This is a genomic window from Variovorax sp. Root411 (assembly GCF_001425205.1).
GTDB lineage: Bacteria > Pseudomonadota > Gammaproteobacteria > Burkholderiales > Burkholderiaceae_C > Variovorax.
In genome coordinates this window covers 34,772-58,176 of the sequence record NZ_LMDW01000004.1, presented here as the reverse complement: position 1 = coordinate 58,176, position 23,405 = coordinate 34,772, and the positions used below count along the sequence as shown (strand labels likewise).

The 23,405-nt window shown below is 62.1% G+C and carries 24 protein-coding genes, 1 tRNA gene and 2 pseudogenes; 19 read left to right on the top strand and 8 right to left on the bottom strand.

Translation table 11 applies throughout. The features are described 5' to 3' along the window. Positions 1-173 precede the first annotated feature (173 nt). The 3 genes from ASC92_RS08930 to ASC92_RS08920 all read left to right on the top strand — a co-directional run bounded on the left by ASC92_RS08930 (position 174) and on the right by ASC92_RS08920 (position 3,074). Positions 174-974 carry an SDR family NAD(P)-dependent oxidoreductase gene (locus ASC92_RS08930; RefSeq protein ID WP_056513484.1) on the top strand — a complete coding sequence of 267 codons (801 nt, stop codon included), beginning with the start codon at positions 174-176 and terminating at the stop codon, positions 972-974. A 62-nt stretch (positions 975-1,036) separates the two neighbouring features. Further along, positions 1,037-2,113: an alkene reductase gene (locus ASC92_RS08925; RefSeq protein WP_056513481.1), complete on the top strand. Its 1,077-nt coding sequence runs from the start codon at positions 1,037-1,039 to the stop codon at positions 2,111-2,113. Positions 2,114-2,186: 73 nt separating this feature from the next. Continuing rightward, complete coding sequence (locus ASC92_RS08920) at positions 2,187-3,074, top strand: type 1 glutamine amidotransferase domain-containing protein (protein ID WP_235505753.1); 888 nt, start codon at positions 2,187-2,189, stop codon at positions 3,072-3,074. A 43-nt stretch (positions 3,075-3,117) separates the two neighbouring features. Here the strand turns inward: ASC92_RS08920 and ASC92_RS08915 are convergent, their stop codons facing one another. Beyond that, on the bottom strand, positions 3,118-4,104 hold the full coding sequence (locus ASC92_RS08915; protein WP_056513773.1) for an MDR family oxidoreductase: 987 nt from the start codon (positions 4,102-4,104) through the stop codon (positions 3,118-3,120). Between the two features lie 534 nt (positions 4,105-4,638). On the opposite strand from ASC92_RS08915, the gene ASC92_RS08910 reads away from it, so the two are divergent. The 4 genes and pseudogenes from ASC92_RS08910 to ASC92_RS08895 form a co-directional block, all read left to right on the top strand. Continuing rightward, a complete protein-coding gene (locus ASC92_RS08910) occupies positions 4,639-5,418 on the top strand; it encodes an SDR family oxidoreductase (RefSeq protein ID WP_056513477.1) in 780 nt (259 codons plus the stop codon). A gap of 29 nt (positions 5,419-5,447) precedes the next feature. Next, positions 5,448-6,650, top strand: a complete 1,203-nt coding sequence (locus ASC92_RS08905) for an ABC transporter substrate-binding protein (protein WP_082519536.1) — start codon at positions 5,448-5,450, stop codon at positions 6,648-6,650. Between the two features lie 460 nt (positions 6,651-7,110). Further along, on the top strand, positions 7,111-7,713 hold the full coding sequence (locus ASC92_RS08900; protein ID WP_056513471.1) for a substrate-binding domain-containing protein: 603 nt from the start codon (positions 7,111-7,113) through the stop codon (positions 7,711-7,713). A 100-nt stretch (positions 7,714-7,813) separates the two neighbouring features. Next, a pseudogene (locus tag ASC92_RS08895) lies at positions 7,814-8,020 on the top strand (transposase); the annotation flags it as partial. Between the two features lie 157 nt (positions 8,021-8,177). Here ASC92_RS08895 and ASC92_RS08890 read toward each other — a convergent pair. Continuing rightward, the gene (locus tag ASC92_RS08890) at positions 8,178-10,334 is read right to left on the bottom strand and encodes a PQQ-dependent dehydrogenase, methanol/ethanol family (RefSeq protein ID WP_235505752.1); all 2,157 of its coding nucleotides are present in this window, start codon (positions 10,332-10,334) and stop codon (positions 8,178-8,180) included. Between the two features lie 502 nt (positions 10,335-10,836). After that, entirely contained in the window at positions 10,837-11,595 is a 759-nt protein-coding gene (locus ASC92_RS08885) for an MBL fold metallo-hydrolase (protein ID WP_235505751.1), read from the bottom strand. Positions 11,596-11,689: 94 nt separating this feature from the next. Between ASC92_RS08885 and ASC92_RS27970 the strand changes: the two are divergent. The 9 genes and pseudogenes from ASC92_RS27970 to ASC92_RS08845 form a co-directional block, all read left to right on the top strand. After that, positions 11,690-12,935, top strand: a pseudogene (locus ASC92_RS27970) (IS3 family transposase); the annotation flags it as partial. 393 nt (positions 12,936-13,328) lie between these two features. Further along, positions 13,329-13,745, top strand: a complete 417-nt coding sequence (locus tag ASC92_RS08875; RefSeq protein WP_235505750.1) for a hypothetical protein — start codon at positions 13,329-13,331, stop codon at positions 13,743-13,745. A gap of 51 nt (positions 13,746-13,796) precedes the next feature. Then, the gene (locus ASC92_RS08870) at positions 13,797-14,144 is read left to right on the top strand and encodes a DUF2958 domain-containing protein (protein ID WP_056513461.1); all 348 of its coding nucleotides are present in this window, start codon (positions 13,797-13,799) and stop codon (positions 14,142-14,144) included. A 114-nt stretch (positions 14,145-14,258) separates the two neighbouring features. Further along, positions 14,259-15,224: a DUF932 domain-containing protein gene (locus tag ASC92_RS08865; protein ID WP_056513459.1), complete on the top strand. Its 966-nt coding sequence runs from the start codon at positions 14,259-14,261 to the stop codon at positions 15,222-15,224. Positions 15,225-15,351: 127 nt separating this feature from the next. Next, positions 15,352-16,401: a YqaJ viral recombinase family protein gene (locus ASC92_RS08860; RefSeq protein WP_056513457.1), complete on the top strand. Its 1,050-nt coding sequence runs from the start codon at positions 15,352-15,354 to the stop codon at positions 16,399-16,401. 12 nt (positions 16,402-16,413) lie between these two features. Further along, positions 16,414-16,551: a hypothetical protein gene (locus tag ASC92_RS29020; protein ID WP_200935961.1), complete on the top strand. Its 138-nt coding sequence runs from the start codon at positions 16,414-16,416 to the stop codon at positions 16,549-16,551. Positions 16,552-16,717: 166 nt separating this feature from the next. Next, complete coding sequence (locus ASC92_RS08855; RefSeq protein WP_235505748.1) at positions 16,718-16,999, top strand: hypothetical protein; 282 nt, start codon at positions 16,718-16,720, stop codon at positions 16,997-16,999. Beyond that, on the top strand, positions 16,996-17,217 hold the full coding sequence (locus ASC92_RS08850; RefSeq protein ID WP_056513452.1) for a hypothetical protein: 222 nt from the start codon (positions 16,996-16,998) through the stop codon (positions 17,215-17,217). The genes ASC92_RS08855 and ASC92_RS08850 overlap by 4 nt, the downstream gene beginning before the upstream one ends. Positions 17,218-17,262: 45 nt before the next feature. After that, positions 17,263-18,222, top strand: a complete 960-nt coding sequence (locus ASC92_RS08845; protein ID WP_056513448.1) for a hypothetical protein — start codon at positions 17,263-17,265, stop codon at positions 18,220-18,222. Here the strand turns inward: ASC92_RS08845 and ASC92_RS08840 are convergent. Next, positions 18,219-18,503, bottom strand: a complete 285-nt coding sequence (locus tag ASC92_RS08840) for a helix-turn-helix domain-containing protein (protein ID WP_235505746.1) — start codon at positions 18,501-18,503, stop codon at positions 18,219-18,221. The genes ASC92_RS08845 and ASC92_RS08840 overlap by 4 nt on opposite strands. A gap of 339 nt (positions 18,504-18,842) precedes the next feature. Here ASC92_RS08840 and ASC92_RS08835 point away from each other — a divergent pair, with 339 nt between their 5' ends. The 3 genes from ASC92_RS08835 to ASC92_RS08825 all read left to right on the top strand — a co-directional run bounded on the left by ASC92_RS08835 (position 18,843) and on the right by ASC92_RS08825 (position 20,750). Next, positions 18,843-19,217, top strand: a complete 375-nt coding sequence (locus ASC92_RS08835; RefSeq protein ID WP_056513444.1) for a hypothetical protein — start codon at positions 18,843-18,845, stop codon at positions 19,215-19,217. A 68-nt stretch (positions 19,218-19,285) separates the two neighbouring features. Next, positions 19,286-19,696, top strand: coding sequence for a hypothetical protein (locus ASC92_RS08830; RefSeq protein ID WP_157609009.1), 411 nt, complete (start codon positions 19,286-19,288; stop codon positions 19,694-19,696). Between the two features lie 70 nt (positions 19,697-19,766). After that, entirely contained in the window at positions 19,767-20,750 is a 984-nt protein-coding gene (locus tag ASC92_RS08825; protein WP_056513439.1) for a hypothetical protein, read from the top strand. Positions 20,751-20,792: 42 nt separating this feature from the next. Here ASC92_RS08825 and ASC92_RS29635 read toward each other — a convergent pair whose 3' ends face one another. The 4 genes from ASC92_RS29635 to ASC92_RS08810 all read right to left on the bottom strand — a co-directional run bounded on the left by ASC92_RS29635 (position 20,793) and on the right by ASC92_RS08810 (position 23,405). Continuing rightward, positions 20,793-21,191 (bottom strand): lipase/acyltransferase domain-containing protein, encoded by a 399-nt coding sequence (locus ASC92_RS29635; protein ID WP_082519533.1) that lies wholly within the window; start codon positions 21,189-21,191, stop codon positions 20,793-20,795. Positions 21,192-21,426: 235 nt separating this feature from the next. Then, positions 21,427-21,511, bottom strand: a tRNA-Ser gene (locus ASC92_RS08820). Positions 21,512-21,543: 32 nt separating this feature from the next. Continuing rightward, a complete protein-coding gene (gene hemW, locus ASC92_RS08815) occupies positions 21,544-22,806 on the bottom strand; it encodes a radical SAM family heme chaperone HemW (RefSeq protein ID WP_056513436.1) in 1,263 nt (420 codons plus the stop codon). Next, a complete protein-coding gene (locus tag ASC92_RS08810) occupies positions 22,806-23,405 on the bottom strand; it encodes a non-canonical purine NTP pyrophosphatase (RefSeq protein ID WP_056513434.1) in 600 nt (199 codons plus the stop codon). The genes hemW and ASC92_RS08810 overlap by 1 nt, the downstream gene beginning before the upstream one ends.

Genomic DNA, 23,405 nt, shown 5'->3' with positions numbered 1-23,405 from the left:
GTGCCCTGCGAATAGGGCCGGACCAGACTGGAGCCGCATTGGCAAGATTGTCGGTAATCCCATACGCCCCATATGGTCGAGTAGTGCGCCCCTCAACAACCCCCCGGCCATCAGTCGTACATTTGAGCCCTCAACCTTTTGGTTGAGCACTCAATTTTATCGAAAGCCTGCCAATGAAAAACGCCAGCCCCAAGAAAGTCGCCCTTGTCACGGGGGCTTCATCCGGCATCGGAGCCGTGTATGCGGATCGCCTCGCCGCGCGCGGATACGACCTCATTCTCGTCGCCCGGCGCGCTGATCGCCTGGAAGCCCTTTGTGCCCAGATCTCAAAAACACACGGCGTCAGAACCGAACCGATCGTGGCCGACCTGACCAAAGACCAGGACCTGGCGCGGATCGAAACCATTCTGTCCACAAACAAGGACGTGCGCCTCCTGGTGAACAATGCCGGCCTTGCGCGCTTGGCGCCAGCCGCCCAGATGCCTGCAGACGACGTGGCCTCCCAGATTGCCCTCAACATCACAGCGCTGACGCGCCTGACGCAAGCCGTGGTACCCGCGTTCGTCGCAAGGAAGCAGGGATTGATCATCAACATCTCGTCCGCCCTGGCCATCCAGTCGCTGCCGATCAGTGCTACCTACAGTGGCACCAAGGCATTCGTCTTGCAATACACCAGAGGTCTGCAGCAAGAACTCGCCGAAACCGGGGTTAAGGTTCAGCTGGTCCTTCCGGCATCGACAGCAACGGAAATCTGGGACGCTTCGGGCGTGCCGCTGTCCGCTCTCAACAAGGCGTCGGTGATGACGACCGAGAACATGGTCGATGCGGCTCTCGCAGGCTTCGACCAAGGCGAAACGATCACCTGGCCGTCAGTTGCCGATGCAGGTCTTTGGGAAAAGTACGAGGTAGCTCGCACCGAACTTTTTGCAAACACCCAGGCTGGAACGCCGGCCCCCCGCTACGCGATCGGTTAAGTCAGCCAGTTGACCCACTGCTATTTCGTTTCCTCGTACTCCATTCGCCCCAAGGACAGCCCATGCTTTTCGACTCCTTCTCCTTGCGCGCTATTCCGCTCAGGAACCGCGCCGTGATGTCACCCCTCACACGCAGCCGTGCGGTTGACAACAACACGCCCAACAGCCTCATGGCCACCTATTACAGCCAGCGTGCGAGCGCCGGCCTCATCATCACCGAAGGAACGTCTCCGTCTCCCAACGGCTTGGGCTATGCCCGAATCCCAGGGCTGTTCAATGACGCCCATGTGCAAGGCTGGAAGCTCGTGACGGACGCAGTGCATGCCAAGGGCGGCAAGATCGTCGTGCAGCTGATGCATACCGGCCGCGTCTCCCACCAGGCCAACCTGCCGGCCGGCGGCGAGGTGCTCGGCCCTTCGCCCGACACATGCCCTGGCGAGATGTGGACCGATACGCAAGGCAGCCAGCCGCACACACCGCCGCGCACCATGGCCGAGGCCGACATCCAGGTCGTTATCGGGGAGTACGCAACGGCCGCGCGTCTTGCTATCGAAGCCGGCTTCGATGGCATCGAACTGCATGCGGCCAACGGCTACTTGCTCGAGCAATTCCTGAATGGGAATATCAACCGTCGCTCCGATGGCTACGGCGGCACGGCCCAAGGGCGCAACCGGCTGATACTCGAGGTCGCCCGTGCTGCGGTGAAGGAGATCGGCGCCGAACGCGTCGGCATCCGCCTGTCGCCCCATGGCGTGTTCAACGCCGCCGGCGCGTTCGAAGGCGTGGACGAACAGTACGTGTTGCTGGTGAAGGAACTCTCGAAGCTCGGCCTCATGTACGTTCACGTGCTGGACCACTCGGCAATGGGCGCCCCGGTTGTCCCGGCGAAGCTGAAGATCGATCTCAAAGCTGCGTTTGACGGCCCATTCATCCTTGCCGGCGGTCTAAATAAGGCAAGCGCACAACAAGCGTTGCGCGAAGGGCGAGCGGACCTGGTTGCCATGGGCAAGGCGTTCCTCGCCAACCCTGACCTGGTAGACCGCATGCGCCAGGATGCGCCTTTGAATGCTCCGACACCGGACACGTTCTACACGCCCGGTGCCAAGGGCTACACAGACTATCCGACGCTCGCCGGCTAAGCACCGGTCATCCTCCTATACGCAATCGACCTCAAGAACTGAAGCCGCTGTCGTGCGGCTTCAAAAGACCAACATGAATACTTTCACCATGAAAACTCTCAAAGCCGGGCTCATGTCCATTGCGCTTGCGGCAACGGCCAGCATCATGCCGGCTGGTGCCTCCACCGCTTCCAAGGGCAAGATCCTTGTAGTGATGTCGAGCGCCCATGAACTCGAACTCCGGGACGGCAAGCAGTACAGGACTGGCTACTTTCTCAACGAGCTTGCCGTTCCGCTGCGGATGCTCGTTGAAGCGGGGTACACACCGGTGTTCGCCAATCCAAAAGGCGACATGCCTCAGATGGATGCGAACTCAAACAACAAGAATTACTTCGGAGGCAATGATGCGAAGCGCGAAGACGCTCTCTCCTTCGTTGCGAAGTTTGACTCATTGAAGAAGCCGAAGACGCTGGCATCCGTCGCGTCCGAAGGCGCCAGCGGCTATGCAGCTGTGTTCATTCCGGGCGGCCATGCGCCGATGCAAGACCTGCTGAAGGACCAGTCTCTCGGCACTATCCTGAAGAACTTCCACGCGGCCGCGAAGCCTACAGCGATCATCTGCCACGGACCCATCGCACTTCTGGCCACGTTACCACAGGCCGCCAAGTTTCAGTCTGCCCTCATCGCAGGTGACGCCGCCTCGACCAAGAGTCTATCTCAGGGCTGGACTTATGCTGGCTACAAGGTAAGCGTTTTCGCGGCATCCGAAGAGAAGCAGGTGGAAGGTGCCGCGCAGCTCGGCGGTGAGGTCCTCTTCTATCCAGACGTAGCCTTGGCCGCAGCCGGAGCGACAATTCAGAACGGCGCAGATTGGCAGCCCAACGTCGTGGTCGACCGGGAACTGATCACCGGCCAGCAGCCCTTCTCGGACGACGCTTTCGCCAAAGCCTTGATGGCAAAGTTAGCGGCACAAGCCAAATAAAGGGAACAGCCCTGCACTGGCCGGTGCAGGGCTCGCAACGCGGTCAGGCGTTGACATCGACGACGGTGCGGCCCTGAACCTTGCCTTCGAGAATCAGGTCAACGACACCAGGCACATCTGCCAGGCCCACCACTTGCGTCGTGCGAGCAAGCTTGTCCAAGTCCAGGTCACGCGCCAGGCGTGACCAGGCTTCGACGCGTGCGTCCTGCGGCGCATTGACGGAATCGATGCCGGCCAGGGTCACGTTGCGCAAAATAAAAGGCATGACCGTTGCGGGAAGGTCAACGCCTTGAGCCCGGCCGCAAGCCGTGACTACGCCTCGATACTTTGTCTGCGCCAATACGTTCGCGAGCGTGACACTGCCTACGGAGTCGACCGCACCAGCCCATCTTTCTGCCGCGATCGGTGCGCCCGGCTCCGAGAGCGTCCGGCGGTCAATGATCTCCGCCGCGCCGAGCCTGCGGAGATAGTCACCCTCGTCGAGACGTCCGGTGGATGCAATGACGCGATACCCGAGATCCGACAGGAGCGCAATCGCGATGGAGCCGACGCCGCCGTTGGCTCCGGTGACCAGGATGTCACCACGCTGCGGCGTGATGCCGCCATGCTCAAGTGCCAGCACCGATAACATTGCCGTGTATCCGGCCGTGCCGATGGCCATGGCGTCCTTGCTCGAGAAGGCTTCCGGAATCTTGATCAGCCACTCGCCCTTGACGCGCGCCTTCTGTGCGTAGCCTCCATGGCAAGTCTGGCTCAAGCCCCAGCTATTGATGACAACGCGATCGCCGGTAACGATGCCGGGATAAGAAGATGCCTCAACCGTGCCGGCCAGATCGATGCCCGGCACCAGCGGGAATTTCTTGATGACCTCAAGGCGTCCGCTGATGGCGAGCGCGTCCTTGTAGTTCACGGTTGAATAGTCGACCGCAATGGTGACGTCTCCCGGCATGAGATCTTGCTCGCTCATTTCAACCACACTGGTCGAAATCGTCTTGTCCGTCTTTGCCGCCAGTAGTGCTTTGAATGTCATCGTCATCTCCTGAGTTAAATACGGTTTCGGGGGAAGTTTCATAAGCCTTCACAGCCAACTGTCTGGAACTTTGCGCCAGGGCGGCGCGAGACCGTCCATTGCGCGCACGCGATCCAATCGTCGGTTCGAGTTCATGCCGACAACGATAGGCTCGTTGTCGCCCCGAATGACGCGTTGAACCAAATGCTGGCGCCTTCATGAATGACGACGTCGCCGACGACCACGGCATCGTGGGCTGATCCATGTCGACGATGCAATGCGAGGCATTTTTCGTTGGAACGAGTAGATGGGCAGCTGCTGTCTCCTGACTTCGGCGTGTGACGCAGATGATAGACAGGCCGGTGCACATCGAGACCACCCTGCCCCCATGTGGCGGCGCTTTTCCGGAAGCTTGGCGCTATGACTCACGCCGGTCGGGATGCGGACGCATAGAGTCGGAATTTCGCACCGGCTTGCATGCCGGGCTGCGCTCTTTCAAAGAGACGCGTCATGTCAGATTGGGCAACGTGAAGTTCTAAACCGAAAGGCGAAACAATGAAACTGCAAGGCAAGCTTGCCCTGATCACCGGCGGCTCAAGTGGCATCGGTTTCGAAACTGCAAAGCTGTTTCTGCAAGAGGGTGCCAGCGTGGTCATCACAGGCAGAGACGAGGGAAAGCTGAAGGCCGCATGTGACGTTCTTGGCGGGAAGATTTCGAGTCACCCTGTGGACATCACCTCGCAGCGTGATCTACACAGGCTCGCCGCCGCCGTGTCAACGAACCAGGGAAAGATTGACGTCCTGTTCGCCAATGCCGGAGTCGCGGGCAAAACGCCTTTAGGAGCGGACAAGGGCGCGCTGTTCGACGACATCATCAACACCAATTTAAGTGGTGTGTTTTACACCATGGATGCATTCGCTCAACACTTGGCCGACGGTGCGTCCGTGATTCTCAACGGATCAGTTCACGCGCGCCTGGGGGAGTCTGGGTTTGGCGCTTACGCAGCCAGCAAGGCGGGCGTCCGCGCCTTAGGCCGTGTGTTCGCGTCCGAGCTTGCTCACCGCGCGGTCAGGGTAAACCTGGTCACGCCCGGGGGAACGTATACCCCGATCTGGGCAGGTCTGGCGCCAGATGAGGAGTCGTTCTTGAAGCTCGAGAAGCGCATCGCGAGAGGCATCCCATTGAGGAGATTTGGTCGAGCTGAGGAGGTCGCGAAAGCGGCATTGTTCCTGGCCTGTTCCGACTCGTCCAACATGACCGCCGCGGAGATCGTGGTCGATGGTGGCGCCACGGGGGCTCCCCGCGGCGCGCCGATGTACCAAGACGCAGCCTGACGTTTTTCAACGACAAGCCAGGAGACATCATGAAGCAAGTGAGCAGGCGCGGTCTATCAATGGCGATAGCTCTTCTTTGTCTGGCCGCATGCGGCGTCCGGGCGCAAACGGCATCGCAGCCCCCGCTGAAGATCGGGCTCATCCTGCCTTACAGGGGAATTTGGGCCCAGATAGCCGAGCGACTGGACCGTGGTTTCATGCTGGCGATCGAAGAATACGGCGGAAAGGTCGCCGGCCGGTCTATCGCGGTCGTTCGCGCGGACGACGAGCTGACGCCAAGCGTCGGAGTCCAGCGCTTTAACAAGCTTGTTCAGTCAGACCAAGTCGACATCGTCGCGGGGGTAATCGGTTCTAACGTCGCCATCGCCCTTTCTGAGCTTGCGGACAAGGCAAAGAAACCGATCGTGTTTGCCGGCGCCTTCGCCGACGAGGTCACGGGCAAATACTGCAGTCCGTATGTTGGCAGAAGCTCTTTCAGCACCAACGGGTTCCAGTACAACGCCGGCAAGTACTGGGCGACCCACGGCGTAAAGACCGCGGTGCTTCTCGGCCCCGACTACTCATACGGCCACGCGACGCTTGGCGCCTTCAAGCGCGGCTTTGAAGAGGCCGGTGGCAAGGTGGTCCTGGAGCTCTGGACACCATTTCAGAAGACCAAGGACTGGGGTGCGGCGCTCACACAGGCGTCCGCATCGGAGGCGCAGATTCTGTATTCGGCGTACGCGGGAAACGAAGCGGCGCAGGTCGTGAGGCAGCACGCTGAATTCGGATTGAGAGGGAAGATGCCTTTAATCGGCGACCAGTGGGTCTACGACGAGTCATTGTGGGCTTCTTTTGGCGACGTGATCTACGGCGCCAAATTCGTCGCCAGCTACTTTCCAGGAGCGGAGACTCCCGCCAACACAAATTTTGTGAATGCCTACCGCAACAAATTCAAGGAAGACCCGGATATGAACGCGGCCCTGGGGTACGACAACGCCAAATCCATACTTGCGACCCTCGAAAAACTCGGGACGATGCCAGCTGATGGAACCCAATTCATCTCGGCTCTGCGTAACGCGGACTTCGAGGGCCCGAGAGGACGCATCCGGTTCAATCCACAAAACAGCGCTTTGTTGGAAAAAGTCTACGTGCTGCAGGTTGTACGTGGAGCAGATGGAAAGCCTAAGCGGCAGCTGATCGACACCTTTGCCGGCGCGCCTGACTTGCCCTCATGCACGCGATCCATGTAGTGCCCGCGAGCACTACTGCGACTCTCGGTGCTGATCGAGCCGTCCTAGTTCGACCCGGTGCGAACAAAACCAATGCGACGGCCAGAACAGATCGGCTTCTCTTCGATCGCCTGGAAGGACAGCCTGCAGAACGCATCCGATACACGCGAGTTCGTCTAGAACCTGGTCACACGCGAGCTGAGCGACCAAATGAATCAGACATCCACCCCACTTCCGCATGGGGAGGACGAATTTCCACTCGCCGGCCTTACACCCGTGTCCGGTCAACTGGTCAACGTGCCGCGTGTGGGGGAAAGCCGTGCCGCCAATGGCGTTAAAGGTCATTGACATCGTTCGGTTTCGAAATTCGGATGGCGAGAAAGTGAACAGAGCTGGCTTGTCCACGGCGAGGTGGTGGCCGTGCACATCGACAAATTGCTCTGTAGGACGGCACGTACCGCACAGCGCAGGCCTACCGATCTTGCGCTTACGTGTCGAGTTTTCACCTGGTTCCGCGCTGGATAGCCGGATTGCGACTGGCGTCGACGCCGACCTGCTTGTCTCACCGGCCGATTTCTCCGAGCCATTTCTGTCCAATGGCCAGCTCGTTGCTGGCAGCCGGGCGAACTTCGCCCGTTCGGTCGTCGCGTTCGCTGTTCGTGCGGGAACGTCCAAGCCGGATATTCGGTCGACCGAGAGCCTGCGACAGGCGCTACTGGACGCGAGATCGATCTCCTACAGCCGCGGCGCGAGCGGGCTGCAGTTCATCGACCTGGCGCAACGGCTCGGGATTCTCGACGAGGTCAAGCTGAAGACCGTGCTCCCGCATCCGGGTGAACTGGTGGGCTCCGTCGTCGCCCGCGGAGCCGCCGAGATCGGTGTCCAACAGGTCAGTGAACTGCTCCCGGTGCCGGGCATCGAGGTGGTGAGCCCGCTCCCGCCGGAGCTGCGGAAAGACATCATTTACAGCATCAGTTCATTCTCGGGCCGAAGAGGCGGTGCGGTAGCGTCTGCCTTCTCCGAATTCCTCCGCTCACCGGTGGTCGCTCCCGTGCTGAAGAAGCATGGGCTGGAGCCGTTTTGACGGCGAAAGGTGTGCGCCTGCCTTTTCCCGAGCCGCCCATGTCAAATCCGATCCGGCGATGCGTCCGGGCAAGCGCAGGATGCTCAACCCCTTCATCGAGCCGGAATTCATGGCTGAGCGTGTGGAAAAGATGAAGGCCAGCATCCGGGCCAAGGTCGAGCACCCGTTCCGTGTGATCAAGCAGCAGTTCGGCTTCACCAAGGTGCGCTACCGAGGGCTGGCGAAGAACACTGCGCAGATCGTCACGCTGTTCGCGCTGTCGAACCTATGGATGGCGCGGCGGCGGCTGATCGGGATGAAAGGATGAGTGCGTCTGCGAGGCCGGAATCGGGCTCACAGGAGCTATGTGATGGCTGCGCCGCGCGGCAAATCGACGCCACGACAGCTCGATTTAGATGTTCGGATGCATCGGCATCGCCTCATTCATTCAATCGTCCGCGCTGCGCGTGTTCGGCAGACCATCCCTAGCGACGACCTTGTGCATCGACTCGCTCGTCGTCGCGCAGTACACGGGCGCGATCTGCGATATAGGCCCGGATAGCTTCAACGTCCTCGGGTTTGAGCGTACCGGACCAGCCCGGCATTCCTTTGGACTCCAGCCCACCACCAAGAATGATGGCTTCCCATGCCGGGCGTGAGCCGAGCATCTGAGACCGCCGCAGGTCGGGAATGGCGTTATGCCCGTAAGTGCCGAATCCGTGGCATCCTGCGCAATTGCCGTAGAGGGCTGCACCCTTGGACACGATCTCCGTCGGCCACACCTCAGTCGGGACATTCGGGGCGAGCAATGGGCGCGAGTTATCCGGAGCTATCGCCTTTCCGTCGAGCTTGAATACGAGCACACGTCCGTTGAGGCCGACTTTCGGATTCTGGATAGAGGGGACGTGCAGGGCATTTGCCCCGCCAAAGCCGGATAGTACGGCAATGTACTGCTCACCAGCAACCGCATAACTCATCGCGCCAGCGATGATCCCGTCGAAGCCTTGCCAGCTCCATACTTTCCCGCCCGTATCGGCCTTGTACGCGACGAAACGTCCGTCCGGCGTTCCCTGGAAGACCAGGTTGCCGGCCGTCGCCAGAACCCCTGCCGATGCAACGTTCGGATGCTGAACGCGCCATGCTTCTTTCTGCTTGACAGGATCCCAGGCCAGCAGGAAGCCCCGCGTCTGCATTGCCAAGACTTTCCGATCCGATTCGCTCTGTGGCCCCGCAAGCATCTGGGATGCAATACCCAGATTCCAAACACCCTCCGTGAACTTGAAGCCTGAATCCACAGCGTAGTCCAAGGGGATGTCCTGCACAGGGATGTAAGTCAAACCGGTCTTAGGGCTGTGGGCCATGGGGTGCCAGTTGTGCGATCCGAACGCGGCAGGCATGGCCACGAAACGCTGTCCGGTCTTCGTGTAGCGTGCAGCTGGGTATTCGATCGGACGTCCAGTCGTCAGGTCGATGCCTGAGGCCCAGTTAACCGAGGCGAACTTCTCTGCCGAGATCAACTTTCCGTCTTTGCGATCAATGACGTAGAAGAATCCGTTCTTCGGCGCATGAAGCAAGACCTTGCGCATCGCGTTGTCGATCTTCAGTTCGGTCAGAATAATCGGCTGGGTCGACGTAAAGTCCCAGTCGTCTCCCGGCGTTTGTTGGTAGTGCCACTTGTATTCGCCAGTATCCGGGTTCAAGGCGAGCACTGATCCGACAAAAAGGTTGTCGCCCCCGCCACGTGCCTTCGAGCTCCACGGGTTGGAGTTCCCCGTTCCCACGATGACTTGGTCGAACTCCTGGTCATAGACGATCGAATCCCAAGGCGTTGCGCCGCCACCGCTCTGCTTCCAAACGCCTTCACCCCAAGTGCTGAACGCCTTTGTCATCAGGACCTTGTCGGATGCCGCGCCATCCGGTTTGTTCTCGGGGTTCGGCGTCATATAGAACCGCCAGACTGGCTTGCCCGTTTCCGCGTCATACGCCCCGAGAAACCCGCGCGCACCATACTCGGCGCCACCTTGCCCAATCAGCACCTTTCCCTTGACGACCCGCGGGGCACCCGTGATTGTCATCACCGTCTTGGGGTCGAAGGTTGGAGTGGACCAAACCACTTTGCCGGACTTTGCGTCGAGCGCTTCCAGGCGCCCATCCAGCGTACCGACATAGATCTTTCCGTTCCATGCTGCCAGGCCACGGTTGACTACGTCACAGCACGCATGTGCACCTTTCGAACCCGGAACCTTGGGGTCGTATTTCCAGAGCTCCTTGCCTGAGGCTGCGTCATATGCATGGACGCGAGACCAGCTAGTGCTCGTGTACAACACACCATCGATCACAAGCGGGGTCGCCTCCTGGCCGCGGTTGGTCTCAAGATCGGCATACCAGGCAAGCTTGAGCCGCCCGACATTTGCACTGTTGATCTGGTTCAGCGTGCTGTATCGGGCTTCAGCATACGTGCCGCCAACTGTCATCCAGTTACCCGGTTCCTTCGCCGCATTGCGCAGTCGTTCGGCGTTGACGTCGGCAGCAAGGGCCGATTGACTCGATACGACCGCCAACGCACAGGCCACTGCAAGGGTCAGGAATCCATTCTGCAAAGAATGCTTCATCAGGTGTGTCTCCAGTTGATCGTTGTTCATAGGGCACGCTCGGCCATGAGTTCCTGCCAACTTGACTCTATGCAGGGACTACGACAGCCGCGTTCAGCTATGCGTCAGATCTACTAGAAAGTGCCACGCTCCACGTTGGCGAACCTGTTTGCTCCTAAGACTGCCCCGGGAACGGCGATGCTCTTCCGGCGTCGGGCGAGACTGTCGCGCCAAACCCGATCCGCGAAAAGGCTATTCTTGCCGCGTGCGGATGCGGCGCTGGCGCCCGCGGGTCGCGCAATCTGGAAGACATCTCCATGTAAAACCGGGACGCAATCGTGCAATCCGCCTACGGTATTGCCCGTGGCCCGTTCGAACATTGGAATGATTTCGCCGAGCGCCTCCCGGGCAGAAGTCGTACTCAGCAGCAGCAGTTCAGCTGCGGCCGCAGGAGTGGACACCAGCAGGCCCGACACGGAGGCGATGAGCGAAAGGATGAAACGAGGTCTCATGAAGTCGACCGCGGCAGCTCAGCGTGGAACCGCGTCGTAGTTCAGAGGGACCCACTTGAAGGTACCGCCAACCTTGCGCACACGGCCCGTTCCCGGGAAGGAAATATGCGCTCCGGCGACGAGGTAGCCGCCCTTCGCGGCGTCAGCGAGAGGGCAACCAGCCGCTGTGATGCCGCGCCGCCGACGTCGGAATCGAATGCAATGCCGACGGAGGGCGCGTTGAACTGAACGGCCAGAACGTGGATCAGATCGCCCCAGAACACAATCTTCTGCCCCTTGCTTTCGGCCACGAAGAAGCTGTGCCCCGGCGTGTGCCCCGGGCTTGCCACGGCACTGACGCCATGCACGAGATCGGTGTTGCCCTGAAACAGCTTGACTCGACCTGCCTTGATGTAGGGGTCGAGCGATGCCATGGCGCCGACGAAGAAGCGCTTCGATTGTTCGGGTGCCTTGTCCATGTTTTCCTTGGAGAGCCAGTAGTCAGCGTCCTTCTTATCGACGCGCACGATGGCGTTGGGGAATGCCATGGTGTCGCCGTCGGCAAGGCCGCCGACGTGGTCGGGGTGCAGATGTGTCAGATAGATCTCGTCCACTTGCTCCGGCCGATACCCCGCTGCGATGAGGTTGGCACGCAGTTGACCGCGCAATGGACCCAGCAGCTTCCCCGAGCCGGCGTCGATCAGTACCAGCTTCTGGCCGGTGTTGACCAAGTAGGCGTTGTCCGAGTTCTCCACGGGCGATTGAAGATAGGAGCGAGCCAGCGCGGACTTGGTCTCCTCGGGGCTGATATTGACAAGCAAGCGGTCTGCGGCCAGCGGCTGCGTCCCCCCCCGCGGCAGAATAGTTGTCGCCTCTATAGAACCAAGAACCCGGGGGCGGCGATGAAAGATGAGAGTGGCTCGATACGGACAAGCATTCAAGGACCGAGCGGTAGCAAGGTTGCTTCCGCCGGAGAGTTCGGCGCTGGAGGTGGTGGCGCGTGAGGTTGGCATTGGAGTGGGAACACTGGAACGTTGGCGCGAGGATGCGCAGTCCATGCCCGCCCGAGGGCGGGCATGGACTGCGCGCGCCCGGCTTGAGGCGGTGATTACGACGGCGGCGATGGCCGAGGCGGCGAAGAGCGCATGGTGCCGCGAGCACGGGGTGTACCCCGCCGAGCTGGACAAATGGCGCTCCAGTGCGACAGCCGCGCTGGCCGAACCCGAGGAGGCCCGGGCCAGCCCGCAGGCCACTCGGGCCGACCGCAAGCGCATCAAGGAACTCGAACGCGACCTGCTGCGCAAGGACCGGGCGCTGGCAGAAACCGCGGCCCTGCTGGTCTTGACAAAAAAGTCGCGGCGATCTTCAACAAAGGCGAGGACGAATGATCGGCCTCGAAGATCGCCAAGCCTTGGCCCGAGACATCGATGTCGCACACGCCGCCGGAGCGCGGCTGCGTCCGGCCTGCGAGATTGCCGGCATCGATGTTCGCACCTTGCAGCGTTGGCAGGCCCACAAGGGGCCCATGGCGGGCGATGGCAGGCCTCGGGCCGTGCGCTCGATACCTCGTCACGCCTTGAGCCAGGACGAGCGCGCAAAGCTGCTGGCCGTGACCAACGAGCCGCGCTTCGCGGCCGTGCCCCCAGCGCGCATCGTCCCTATGCTGGCCGACGAGGGCATCTACCTGGCCAGTGAGTCCAGCTTCGTACGTGTGCTGCGCGCCCATGGACAGAGCGCTCACCGTGGCCGAGCCAAGGCGCCCAAAGCCGTGCGCCCGCCCACGACACACATCGCAGCGGCACCTCGACAGGTGTGGTGCTGGGACATGACGTATTTGCCTGCGCAGGTGTTCGGACGCTGGTTCCACCTCTACCTGATCCTGGACTTGTACAGCCGCAAGATCGTGGTTTGGGAAGTGCACGATACGGATGACTCCGACCATGCCGCGCATCTGGTGCGCCGTACGGCGCTCGCCGAAAGCATCGCCACGCTCGACGCCAAGCCGGTGCTGCATGGCGACAACGGCTCCACGCTGAAGGCAACCTCCGTGTTGGCCATGCTCAACTGGCTGGGCGTGAAGCCGTCGTACTCGAGGCCGCGCGTGAGCGACGACAACGCCTACGCAGAGTCGCTGTTCCGCACGGCCAAGTACCGCCCGGAGTCCGACTCGCAACTGGTCGCCCATCGGCGCGGTGACCTCAACCCCGAACGTGACTGCGTCGTCCAGACACATTCGCAGGTATCAGACATACAGCCGCTGGCTGCATGAAAGAGGCGACAACTACCTTGACGCGCGCCGCGACATTCGGGGCGTCCACGATGAAGCTTCGAGTATGAATGCGCTGACATCTGGGCAACACACGCCCACGTCACTTTGACAAGCGATTCCAGAAATCTTCAGCCCCATATGACTGCCTTGGATAAACGGTAGAACGTCCATCCTCGTCCAACAAAGCCCAGCCCGGCCTCACCGCCGCGCTGGGCTTTGTGCCGTCTGGCTCCGCCTGGCGTGTTCTCTTTTTTCCCAGGGCCCTTCATCCGCATCCCGCATCTCATGGACCACGACTTCACATCCCCCGCTTTCGAGGACGAACCTTTTCAACACCGCGAGATATTTGCAACGCCACCGAACCTTGCCTGTCCAGCCTGCCAATCACCGCGAACTATTCCCCGCGACACCGGCAAGAAGGCCGGCGCCGCGATCGGCACCATCGCCGGCGCGGCCGGCGGCATCTCCGGTGGGCTGTCCGGCGCCATCACGGGCGCCGAGATCGGCATGGCCATGGCCGCTGCCGCCGTGACAGCCACGACGCCATTGGGCCTCGTGGCCGGCGCCATCCTCGGGGGCCTGAGCGGCGGCATTGCTGGCTGCGCCGTCGGCGCGGCACTCGGCGAGGCCGTCGACGACGCGATCCTGCGCAACCGCCGCTGTCTCGGCTGCGGTCACATCTTCTCCGTCTCGCGACGCTGATGGCCCTTGCATCGTCTTTTCTTCTCCACCCCCTTCACTCAGGACTCCCCCTTGGATCTCATCACCCCCGAGTTGCGCATCCTGCTGCTGGCCAACGGCCACACCGCGAGCGACACCCCGCACTTCGACCCCCAGCCCGTGCTCAAGTGGTTCAACCCGTGTGGCGCCGCCACCTGGCTGATCACCGAACTCGACCCCGACGACGAGGATCTCGCCTGGGGCCTGTGCGATCTGGGGCTGGGCAGCCCCGAAACAGGTCATGTGTCCGTGCGCGAGCTGAGCTCCATCCGGTTGATGCGCGGCGCGCTGGGCATCGAGCGTGACCTGCACTGGCGCGCCGACAAGCCTCTGAGCGCCTACGTGCGCCTGGCCCGTGCCGCCGGGCACATCGTCAGCTGAGCCGGCCTATCGCTCACTCCCGCCGCACAACGCCATTCCTCTCGAAGCCCGCCTCCTGCGGGCTTCTTCCTTTTTCGTTCCCCCATCTCTCCGCTTCAACAAAGGACCCTTCCCATGGCACATCTCCTTCAGCAAATGGCCTACGTCGGCCAGACCCCGTGGCACGAATTGGGCAACCAGTTGCCTCCCAAACAACCCCTCGAGGTCTGGGCTCGCAGCGCCGGCATGGACTGGCGCATCTGCGAGACGCCTGTGCGCTACATGGCCGAGCAGGCCGGCGCCCTCGGCTCCATCATGACCTTCGAGGACCAGAAGGTGCTCTACCGCAGCGACACCAAGGCCCCGCTGTCGGTCGTCGGTGGCCGCTACCAGATCGTGCAGCCCCGTGACGTGCTGGAGTTCTACCGCGACCTCACCGAAGTCTCCGGCTTCGAACTGGAGACCGCCGGGGTCCTCAAGGCCGGCAGGAAGTTCTGGGCGCTCGCGCGCACGGGCAAGGAAACTGTCCTCAAGGGCAACGACACGGTGAAGGGCTACATCCTGCTCGCCACCTCCTGCGACGGCACGCTTGCCACAACGGCTACGCCTACGACGGTGCGGGTCGTGTGCAACAACACGCTGTCGATCGCGCTCAACGGCGCCAGCAGTGCCGTGCGGGTGCCGCACAGCACCACCTTCGATCCGCAGGCGGTCAAGAAGCAGCTCGGCATCGCCGTCTCTGGCTGGGACACCTTCATGTACCGGATGAAGACCCTTTCGGAGCGCAAGGTCAAGACGCACGAGTCCTTGAATTTCTTTTTGCGCGTTCTCTGTCAGATCGACGGCCATGCCGACAGCCAGGCCCTCACCAACGAGCGTGCCCTGAAGAAGGTGCAGGAGCTCTACGAAGGTCGTGGCCGCGGTGCCGAGCTCGGGACGGCCAAGGGCACGGCCTGGGGCCTGCTGTGCGCCGTGACCGAGTTCGTCGATCACGAGCGTCGCGCCCGCAGCCAGGAGTATCGCCTCGACAGCGCCTGGTTCGGTCAGGGAGCGGGCCTCAAGCAACGCGCGTTGGACGCGGCCCTGCTGCTGGCGTCATGAAGCCTCCTCCTCCACACCTTTCCCACCCCGACGGCACAAGCCCCGGCTCCCCACAAGGGACCGGGGCTTTGTGCTTCTGGGGTGCCCCAGAGATGTGACCAACCAACCATGAAGAAAGGACACCGCCATGGCGGAACCACGAGCGGCGGGAGAAACTCCCGCCAAGCCCCGGCCAGCCCTGAAGCTGGTCAAGACCCAGGACCTGAGCCGCGCACAGTGGCTCGACGTGCGCAAGGGCGGCATCGGCAGTTCCGATGCTGCCGCGGCCGTCGGTCTCCATCCATACAAGTCCCCCTTGCAGCTCTGGATGGAGAAGACCGGGCGCGAGCACCTGCTGCCCCAGGTCGATCCCGACGACGCCAACAGCCCGATGTACTGGGGCACGCTGCTCGAGCCCATCGTGGCCGCGCACTACACCCGGCGCACGGGACTGCGGGTGCGACGCATCAATGCCGTGCTGCAGCATCCCGCGCACCCCTGGATGCTGGCGAACATTGACCGGGAAGTCATCAGCTCTCCTGCGGTGCAGATCCTGGAGTGCAAGACGGCGGGCTACCACGGTGCCCGGGCATGGGAGGACGGCGTGCCGGAGTACGTCCAGCTGCAAGTCTTCCATCAGCTCGCCGTCACTGGCAAGAAGGCGGCTGACGTAGCGGTGCTCATCTGTGGGCAGGAGCTGCGCATCCATCGCATCGAGCGAGACGAGACCATGATCGCCCAGCTCATCGCGCTGGAAAGGCGGTTCTGGCATCACGTCGAGACGGACACCGCGCCGTCGGCCGACGGCTCCGAGTCGGCGGACATCGCCTTGCGGGCGCTCTGGCCCCGGGACAACGGACAGGTGCTGGACTTCACGGGCGACATGGCGATGTCGTCCGCCTTTTTCGATCTGCTGGCGCTGCGCCAGATCCTGGCCGACGCCATCGCCCGCGAGGCACAGGTGAAGCAGCGCATCCAGCAGCGCATGGGAGAAGCCACCACGGCGCGTTTCGACGCGGGCGAGGTGCGCTGGAAGCGCAGCAAGGATTCGGCAGCCGTCGATATCGATCGCCTGCTGGCGGACCAGCCTGGGCTCGCGAACGCGTACGGCATGACTCGGCCCGGATCGCGGCGGTTCACGGTCAAGCCGCATGAGGCGCTGGCGACGGCCGACCTTCCGCCAGCGGCTGACGAATAGGACCATGGTGCCATGAACGTCTTCTTTGGCCCTATCGAGTACCTGACGGCCTTCGCAATGGTGCTTGCCACAGGACTCATCTTCGGCTTCGGGCTGGGGTGGCATTTCCGTGATCACTTCCGCACGGACTCGCTTCGGGCGCGTTACTGAGACCGACGCCCACGCCACCAGGTCTCCACATCGCCATCGAGTCGGCCGGCTCGATGGCCCCACCCCGTTTCCGCAGGGGGTTTCACATCGGCCCGCCCCATGCGGATTGAAGGGGCGGGCTGTTCACGAATTTCTCATGAACCTTCATTTCCAAAGGCATGTCACCGTGCCTGCTTACACCCGCGACCTCATGTCCAAGAACCAGTTCAAGTGGTCCGCGGAATTCGAGGTCCCGGCCATCGGCGAGGACGTCGTAATCTGGCTCAATGGCGTTGGCCGCGCCAAGGTCGTCGGCTACGCGACGGATGGCGGCTACCTGGGCGTGATGTCCATGCCGTACAACCCGCCCGCCTGGTGGGTTCGCCAGAACGGTCCGGCCGGCCTGGACAACCCGGCACTGGCGTTCGGCGCGGAGATCACGCCGGTCTCGCCAGCGGAGGCGCCGTGAACCAACCTCAAACCAATGTCGAGTTCATCACCGACCTGATGGAGCACTCGAACCACGGTGCGCTGATCCAGGCCTTCGTGGTCCATGCCATCGACCGGTACGCGAGGCTGGTTTCGGCCGCCAGACCGGAAGACCTGGACACCGGCCTGGTCAGCGGCCATGCCTGGCACGGCTGCGCCGTCGAGGTGTGCCGGAAGCTGGCGCAACGGCTCGGCTGACAGCCGCGCACTCATCCATTCATTCATTTTTTAAAGGAGAGCAACATGCTCAAGGGACTGGCCCTGACGCCGCCCGTCATCGGGCGCATCGCCATCGGCAAGGTCGTCGTCAAGGACGGCCGACGCCTTCCAGAGAAAGACGACGGGTTCACCGTCACCAGCCAGGTACAGGGCCGCGACGGCTGGATCACCCATCCGCTGGACGAGACGTTGCGCAAGGCACCCGGCGCCAAGCTGCGCCAGATTCCGGTGCGAATGCTCTTCGATGCGCCTGATCTGAACTTGCGGGCGAATTACAGCCTGTTCGACCGCAAGACCGGGCGCCCGCTTTGCGCGGGCAACGGCGAGACCTGTCGCCGCTCAACGCCCTCGGGCATGCAGACGCTGCCTTGTCCTGCGCCGGAGGGTTGCGAGTTGGCCCGCGGCGGGGTGTGCAAGCCCTGCGGCCGGTTGAACGTACGGATCGCAGGGGCGGGAGCGGAGACAGGAAATGGAGACGAACTCGGCAGCTTCCTCTTCCGCACGACGGGCTTCAACAGCATCCGGACGCTGTCGGCCAGGCTGAACTACTTCAATGCGGTGTCGGGCGGGCTGCTGTCGACCCTGCCGCTGGAGCTTCGGCTGCGGGGGAAGTCGACGACGCAGTCGCACCGCGCGCCGATCTACTACGTGGACCTCACCGTTCGCGAGGGGATGTCGCTGGTCGAGGCCGTGAACGCTGCGCGGACGGAGCACGACGCCCGCAAGGCATCTGGCTTCGATCAGGCCGCTCTGGACGACGCTGCACGGCAGGGCTTCGCGCAGGGGGCGTTCGAGGAATCCGAGGAAGAAGGGGCTGCGGTCGTGGAGGAATTTTTTCCCCCCGAGTCTGGTGGCGACCCCGGACCACCAGCAGGACTCGAACGCAAAGCCGATCTCGCCGGCAAGCTGGCACACAAGCTGACAGTTGTCCGAAGGGCCGAGGCTGCGCCGGTGACGGCGGCGGAAACACCAGCCAATCCCTAACGGCGATTGCTCCGTTTTGCCGCTGGGTAGGGCCGAGCGGTGCGCGGGGCCCGCGTCAGCGTCACATCGAGGTCTCGCTGCCGAGGCAAGTCCGGGTCCATCAGCTCATGGGCCGGTGCACCAATGGCCTTGGCAATCAACTCGATGTTGTCGATGGAGATGTTGCGCTGGCCGCGCTCCAGCGTGCCGACGAAGGCCCGGTCCAGCCCCGCTTCGGCGGCCATGCGCTCCTGGGACATGCCCGCATGAATCCGCATGAGTCGAATGTTGCGGGCAAACACGAGGCGAAGGGAAAGGTGAGCAGGCGCGACACGGGGCATGCCGTCGATACTCGAAAAACGAGGTGTTTGAAACCACGGTGTTTGAAACCCTTTAACATTCGGATGCACCTTTTTCCAACAACCCGACCGAGGGAAAGGACACCCTGTCTTCTCAGGTCAGTGCTTCTTCTTCGATCAAAAAGGAGTCTCAAACACATCTTTATAAGAATCGGCGCGGATGCGGGAAATGCGGTTCGAGCGTGAGCGTCAGTGAGAACTCTCTAGCTCATCCGGAACCGATGCAGCGTCATTCAACAACGTACAGGGGGCAGGGAGTGCCCTCTTTCCAGAACTTCGACCATGAACATCCATTTCCACAAAAATAACCAAACTCGCTTCGTCAAGCACGGCTTCTCGTGGCAGCTCTTCTTCTTTGGACCGATCGCATTCCTGATGCGTGGTCAATGGCCGCTGGCACTGTTGTGCGCGGTCTTCCTGTATGTGACCTTCTTCGTCGTCGGCTTCGCCATCTTGTTGGTGCTCGACCCGGCCGAAGACTGGGTGGCACAGACCTGGGCGATCCTCATCGCTTGTGGCCTGGTCGGTCACTTCGGTAACCGGATCTCGGCTCGCTCCTATGTGAAGAACGGCTGGATGCCTGTCGACACCTTTCCGGCCGACTGGAATATCCCGCAGCTGATTGCGCCCAAGCCTGCCGACACCAAGCTTGGTTGAACGATCTCGGCCCAGCTCGACTGGCCCGGTCCTCCCCGCTTCAATTCCATCTTCTTTGAGGTCTCCTCATGAAAGCCATGCTCGGCACCGTCTTTGCGGTGCTCGCCGCGATCGTCTTCACGCCCTTGGCGCTCGCCAACGGCATTGATCCACTCATCAATCCCGATGCCGTTCGGCATCACATCGAGCGTTCGGCCATGGAGATCCAGATCCAGGGCTGGAGCCGCGACCTCAAGTACCCGGTCTACCCGATTCAGGTGCAGGCAGGTGGCAACGGCGTGTACTACACAACCACCGACCGCGTGAAGGCCTACAAGGAGTTCGATTTCGACGAACTGCGCTGCGAGATCGGCGACGCCGATCTCGCCGTGCTGAAGACACCCGGGTATGTCTGCGCCGATGGCGTGTGCATGACCAAGGAGGGGGCCGTGCTCGGCACCGATCCGCGCCGGCCTCGCAATCCCAAGCACCGCTGCTAGCGCACCGAGGAGCCGCAGCTCCACGAACGCTTGGACTCATATCAACGACAGCCACATCTTTTTATCTCATATGAAATCGACCAGAGCAGCAACGCTTGTCCTTCTCGGCGTCCTTTGCGCCGCACTGTCGGCTTGCACCGACTCCAACATCACGGCAGTCAAGCAGGCCTCACTGGCTCGCAGCGACTTCACTTTCGGTGAGGCCTTGGACAACGCCAAGGGCTGCAAGGACACCGCGTGGGAGCGCCACGACGATGGGAACGGCCGCCCCGTGGTGACCTACATCTGTACGGCGCAAGCCTTCGACGACATCACGCAGGAAGCCAGGAAGAAGAGCCTGGCCGACTTGGAGATCGTCGCCCGGGAAAAGGCAAGCGCGTACCCGGAAATGATCAGCGCGCTTCAGCAAAAGCTGATCGCCGCCAAGGCTTCGGGCGATGGCATGAGCCTGGAGCAGAAGAAAAATCTCGAGGCGGCGGGCACGGCCTTGCAGGGCTACCAGGCGGAGGTCGATGCGGTGATGAAAAGCCCCATCAACAACCCGGAATGGAAACGAATGGCGCAGCAGCAACTGGCGCAAATGCAGCAGCGGTACGAGGACCTGAAAGTCCAGATCGACAAAGAAGCACCAGCCAACAAGCTGCAGGCCGAAGGCGCGATCGCGAAAGCCCAACAGGAACTGGATAGCGCCGCCTCTTGGGAGAAGAAGTACACCGACGCCGTGAAGAACACCAGGGACAGCGTCGAGAAGGAAATCAGCGACCACTACGGCCGGGCTCACCCGTTCAAGTTGAGGATCCAGTTTCCCGTCACGAACAAGTCGGCCATCACACCGTCGGCGATCGAGTGGCTTCTGGACGATCGCTCCGTTGCCGCCAGCATCCTGATGCCTTCGTTTCTTTACAACCCGAAGGAAATGGAAGCTTCGCTTCGGGATATCTTCAAGGACAAGGTCTCGATCGATGCTCGGGGCCGATATCAGGAAACCTTCCCGATCGAGTGCTATTACCGTTGGTCCGACCCGACCACCGGTTGTGCGGTCAAGGCGAAATAAGAAAGAGGACCTTTGGGTCCTCTTTTTTTTGTGCGTGTACAGCTACCGGACGCTAGTCATGGAAGGAGGGCCAGAGCGTCGACCATGCTTTGCAACGAAGGCGCGGCCCTCCTGCGCTGACGGTGCGCCGCGATGGGGTGTGCCGATGGTGATCAGCCGTCGCACCGAAGCGAAGCCCGGATGTGAGGCCTGCGAGAACTGCCCGGATTCCAGAAAGTAGCGGCAGACCAGGCCTCCCATTGAGTGCGCGACGAGATTGAGCACCAAGTCGGATCCGTGGCGCTCGTACATCTCCGCCACCTTGATGGCCAACAAGTGCGCCGCCAGCGCATTGTCTTTGCGCCAGTCATACGGGCAGACTGCAAGCGTCGGGAGCGCAGCTTTTTCATGGAAGCCACAGGTCCCGAAAGCATCGATAAGGCTCTGGTACTGGTTGGACAGCCGTCAGCAATGGCATTGACGCCTATGAGGTTGCCACCGCGCACTCGCCCACGTTCTAGATCCGCCCAGACCTCAACGATCTACGCGAAGTCCCCTGCGGCTGAGCCGGGGAAGGCCAAGTTCCTCAGCACAACAAAAACAAAAGCCGCAGTCTTGAACTGCGGCTTTTTGTGGGATTTTATGTGGGACAGTTTCAGAAAATCAACGTAACTTGTTGATTTTAATGAAGAGACTGCGGAGAGTGTGAGATTCGAACTCACGGACGCTTTCACGTCGGCAGTTTTCAAGACTGCTGGTTTAAACCACTCACCCAACTCTCCGGAACCGTCGATTTTATGCCGACGACGCCCCCCTACCCTTCATCGGGCAGGAACATCGCCTGCAGATCGCTCAGAAAATCCAGCCCGCGCTCGGTCGGCCATACGCGGAACAGGTCGCGGGCCACGAGGCCCTTGCGTTCGGCTTCTTCCAATCCACGCTGGATCGATGTCATTGCCAGCCCCGTGCGCTCGCTGAAATGCGGCAGCGTGAAGCCCTGCTTCAGCCGCAGCGCATTGAGCATGAATTCGAATGGCAAATCGGCCAGCGCCACCTCGTCGCTCTGAGATACCGCTGCGCCCGCGCGTGCATTCTCCATGTACAGACGCGGCTCGCGAAAGCGCACCTGGCGCACGATGCGGTGCGCAAAGCTCAGCTTGCTGTGCGCGCCGGCGCCAATGCCGAGGTAGTCGCCGAACTGCCAGTAGTTGAGGTTGTGCGCGCACTGGTGCCCTTCGCGCGCATAGGCCGACACCTCGTAGCGCGACATGCCGCTGGCGCTGGTGCGCTCGGTGATGCGGTCGAGCATCGCGTAGGCGATGTCGTCCTCTGGCAGCGCGGGCGGAAACTTCGCGAACCAGGTATTGGGCTCGATGGTCAGGTGGTACACCGAGATGTGCGGCGGCGCGAGCGCCAGTGCCTGCGACAGGTCGGCGTCGAGGTCTTCGAGCGTCTGGCCCGGCAGCGCGTACATCAGGTCGAGGTTGAAGGTGTCGAAGGTGCTCGCGGCCTCTTCCAAGGCGGCGATGGCCTGCGCGCGATCGTGCACGCGCCCCAGCGCCTTCAGGTGCTCGTCGTTGAAGCTCTGCACACCCACCGAAAGGCGCGTGACGCCAGCCGAGCGGTAGGCGCGAAAGCGATTGCGCTCGAAGGTGCCGGGATTGGCTTCGAGGGTGATCTCGCAATCGGGCGTGAGCTTCAGGCGCGCGCGCACGTCGCCCAGCAGGCGGTCGATGGCTTGCGGCGAAAACAGGCTCGGCGTGCCGCCGCCAATGAAGATGGTGTGGACGGTGCGGCCCCAGATGAGCGGCAGTGCGGCATCGAGGTCGGCCACCAATGAATCGATGTACGCCTGTTCGGGAATGCCGTCGACCTCCGCTTCGCTCGCGGCACGCCATTCGTGCGAGTTGAAGTCGCAGTACGGGCACTTGCGCAGGCACCACGGCAGGTGGATGTAGAGCGACAGCGGCGGCAGCGCGCTGAGCTGCAGCGGACCGGGCCGCATCCAGTGCAGCACGTCGTTGGCCTGCGGCGCGCCCGTGGACTGCGCCGGCTGGATGGGGAAGACGGTGGCCATTACAGCCAGCGCTCCCGCATCAATGCCAGCATGGCCTGCGCCGCGCGGCCGCGGTGGCTGTTGGCGTTCTTGACCTCCGGCGGCAGTTGGGCAAAGGTCTTGCCGAAGGCCGGCAGGTACATCACGGGGTCGAAGCCGAAGCCGTTGTCGCCAACGGGTGCAGGCGCGATCTCGCCGACGACGCGGCCGATGGCGATGAGCGGCTCGGGGTCGTCGTGGCTGCGTAGCGCGACCAGCGTGCTTACAAGGGCGGCGCGGCGGTTGGCGACGCCGTCGAGCTGTTCGAGCAGCGCCCTCACGTTGTTGGCGTCGCCCTTGGCGTAGCCAAACTGTGTGGCATAGAAGGCGGTGTCGACGCCCGGCAGGCCGCCGAAGGCGTCGACGCACAGGCCCGCGTCGTCGGCAATGGCCGGCAGGCCGGTGGCGGCGCTGGCATGGCGGGCCTTGGCCAGCGCGTTCTCGACGAAGGTGCGGAAAGGTTCTTCAGCCTCGCCTACGCCCAGCGCCGACTGCGGCACCAAGGTGACGCTCAACCCCGCAAGCAGTTGCTGGAGTTCGGCGAGCTTGCCCGCGTTGTTGGAAGCCAGAACCAGTTTCAT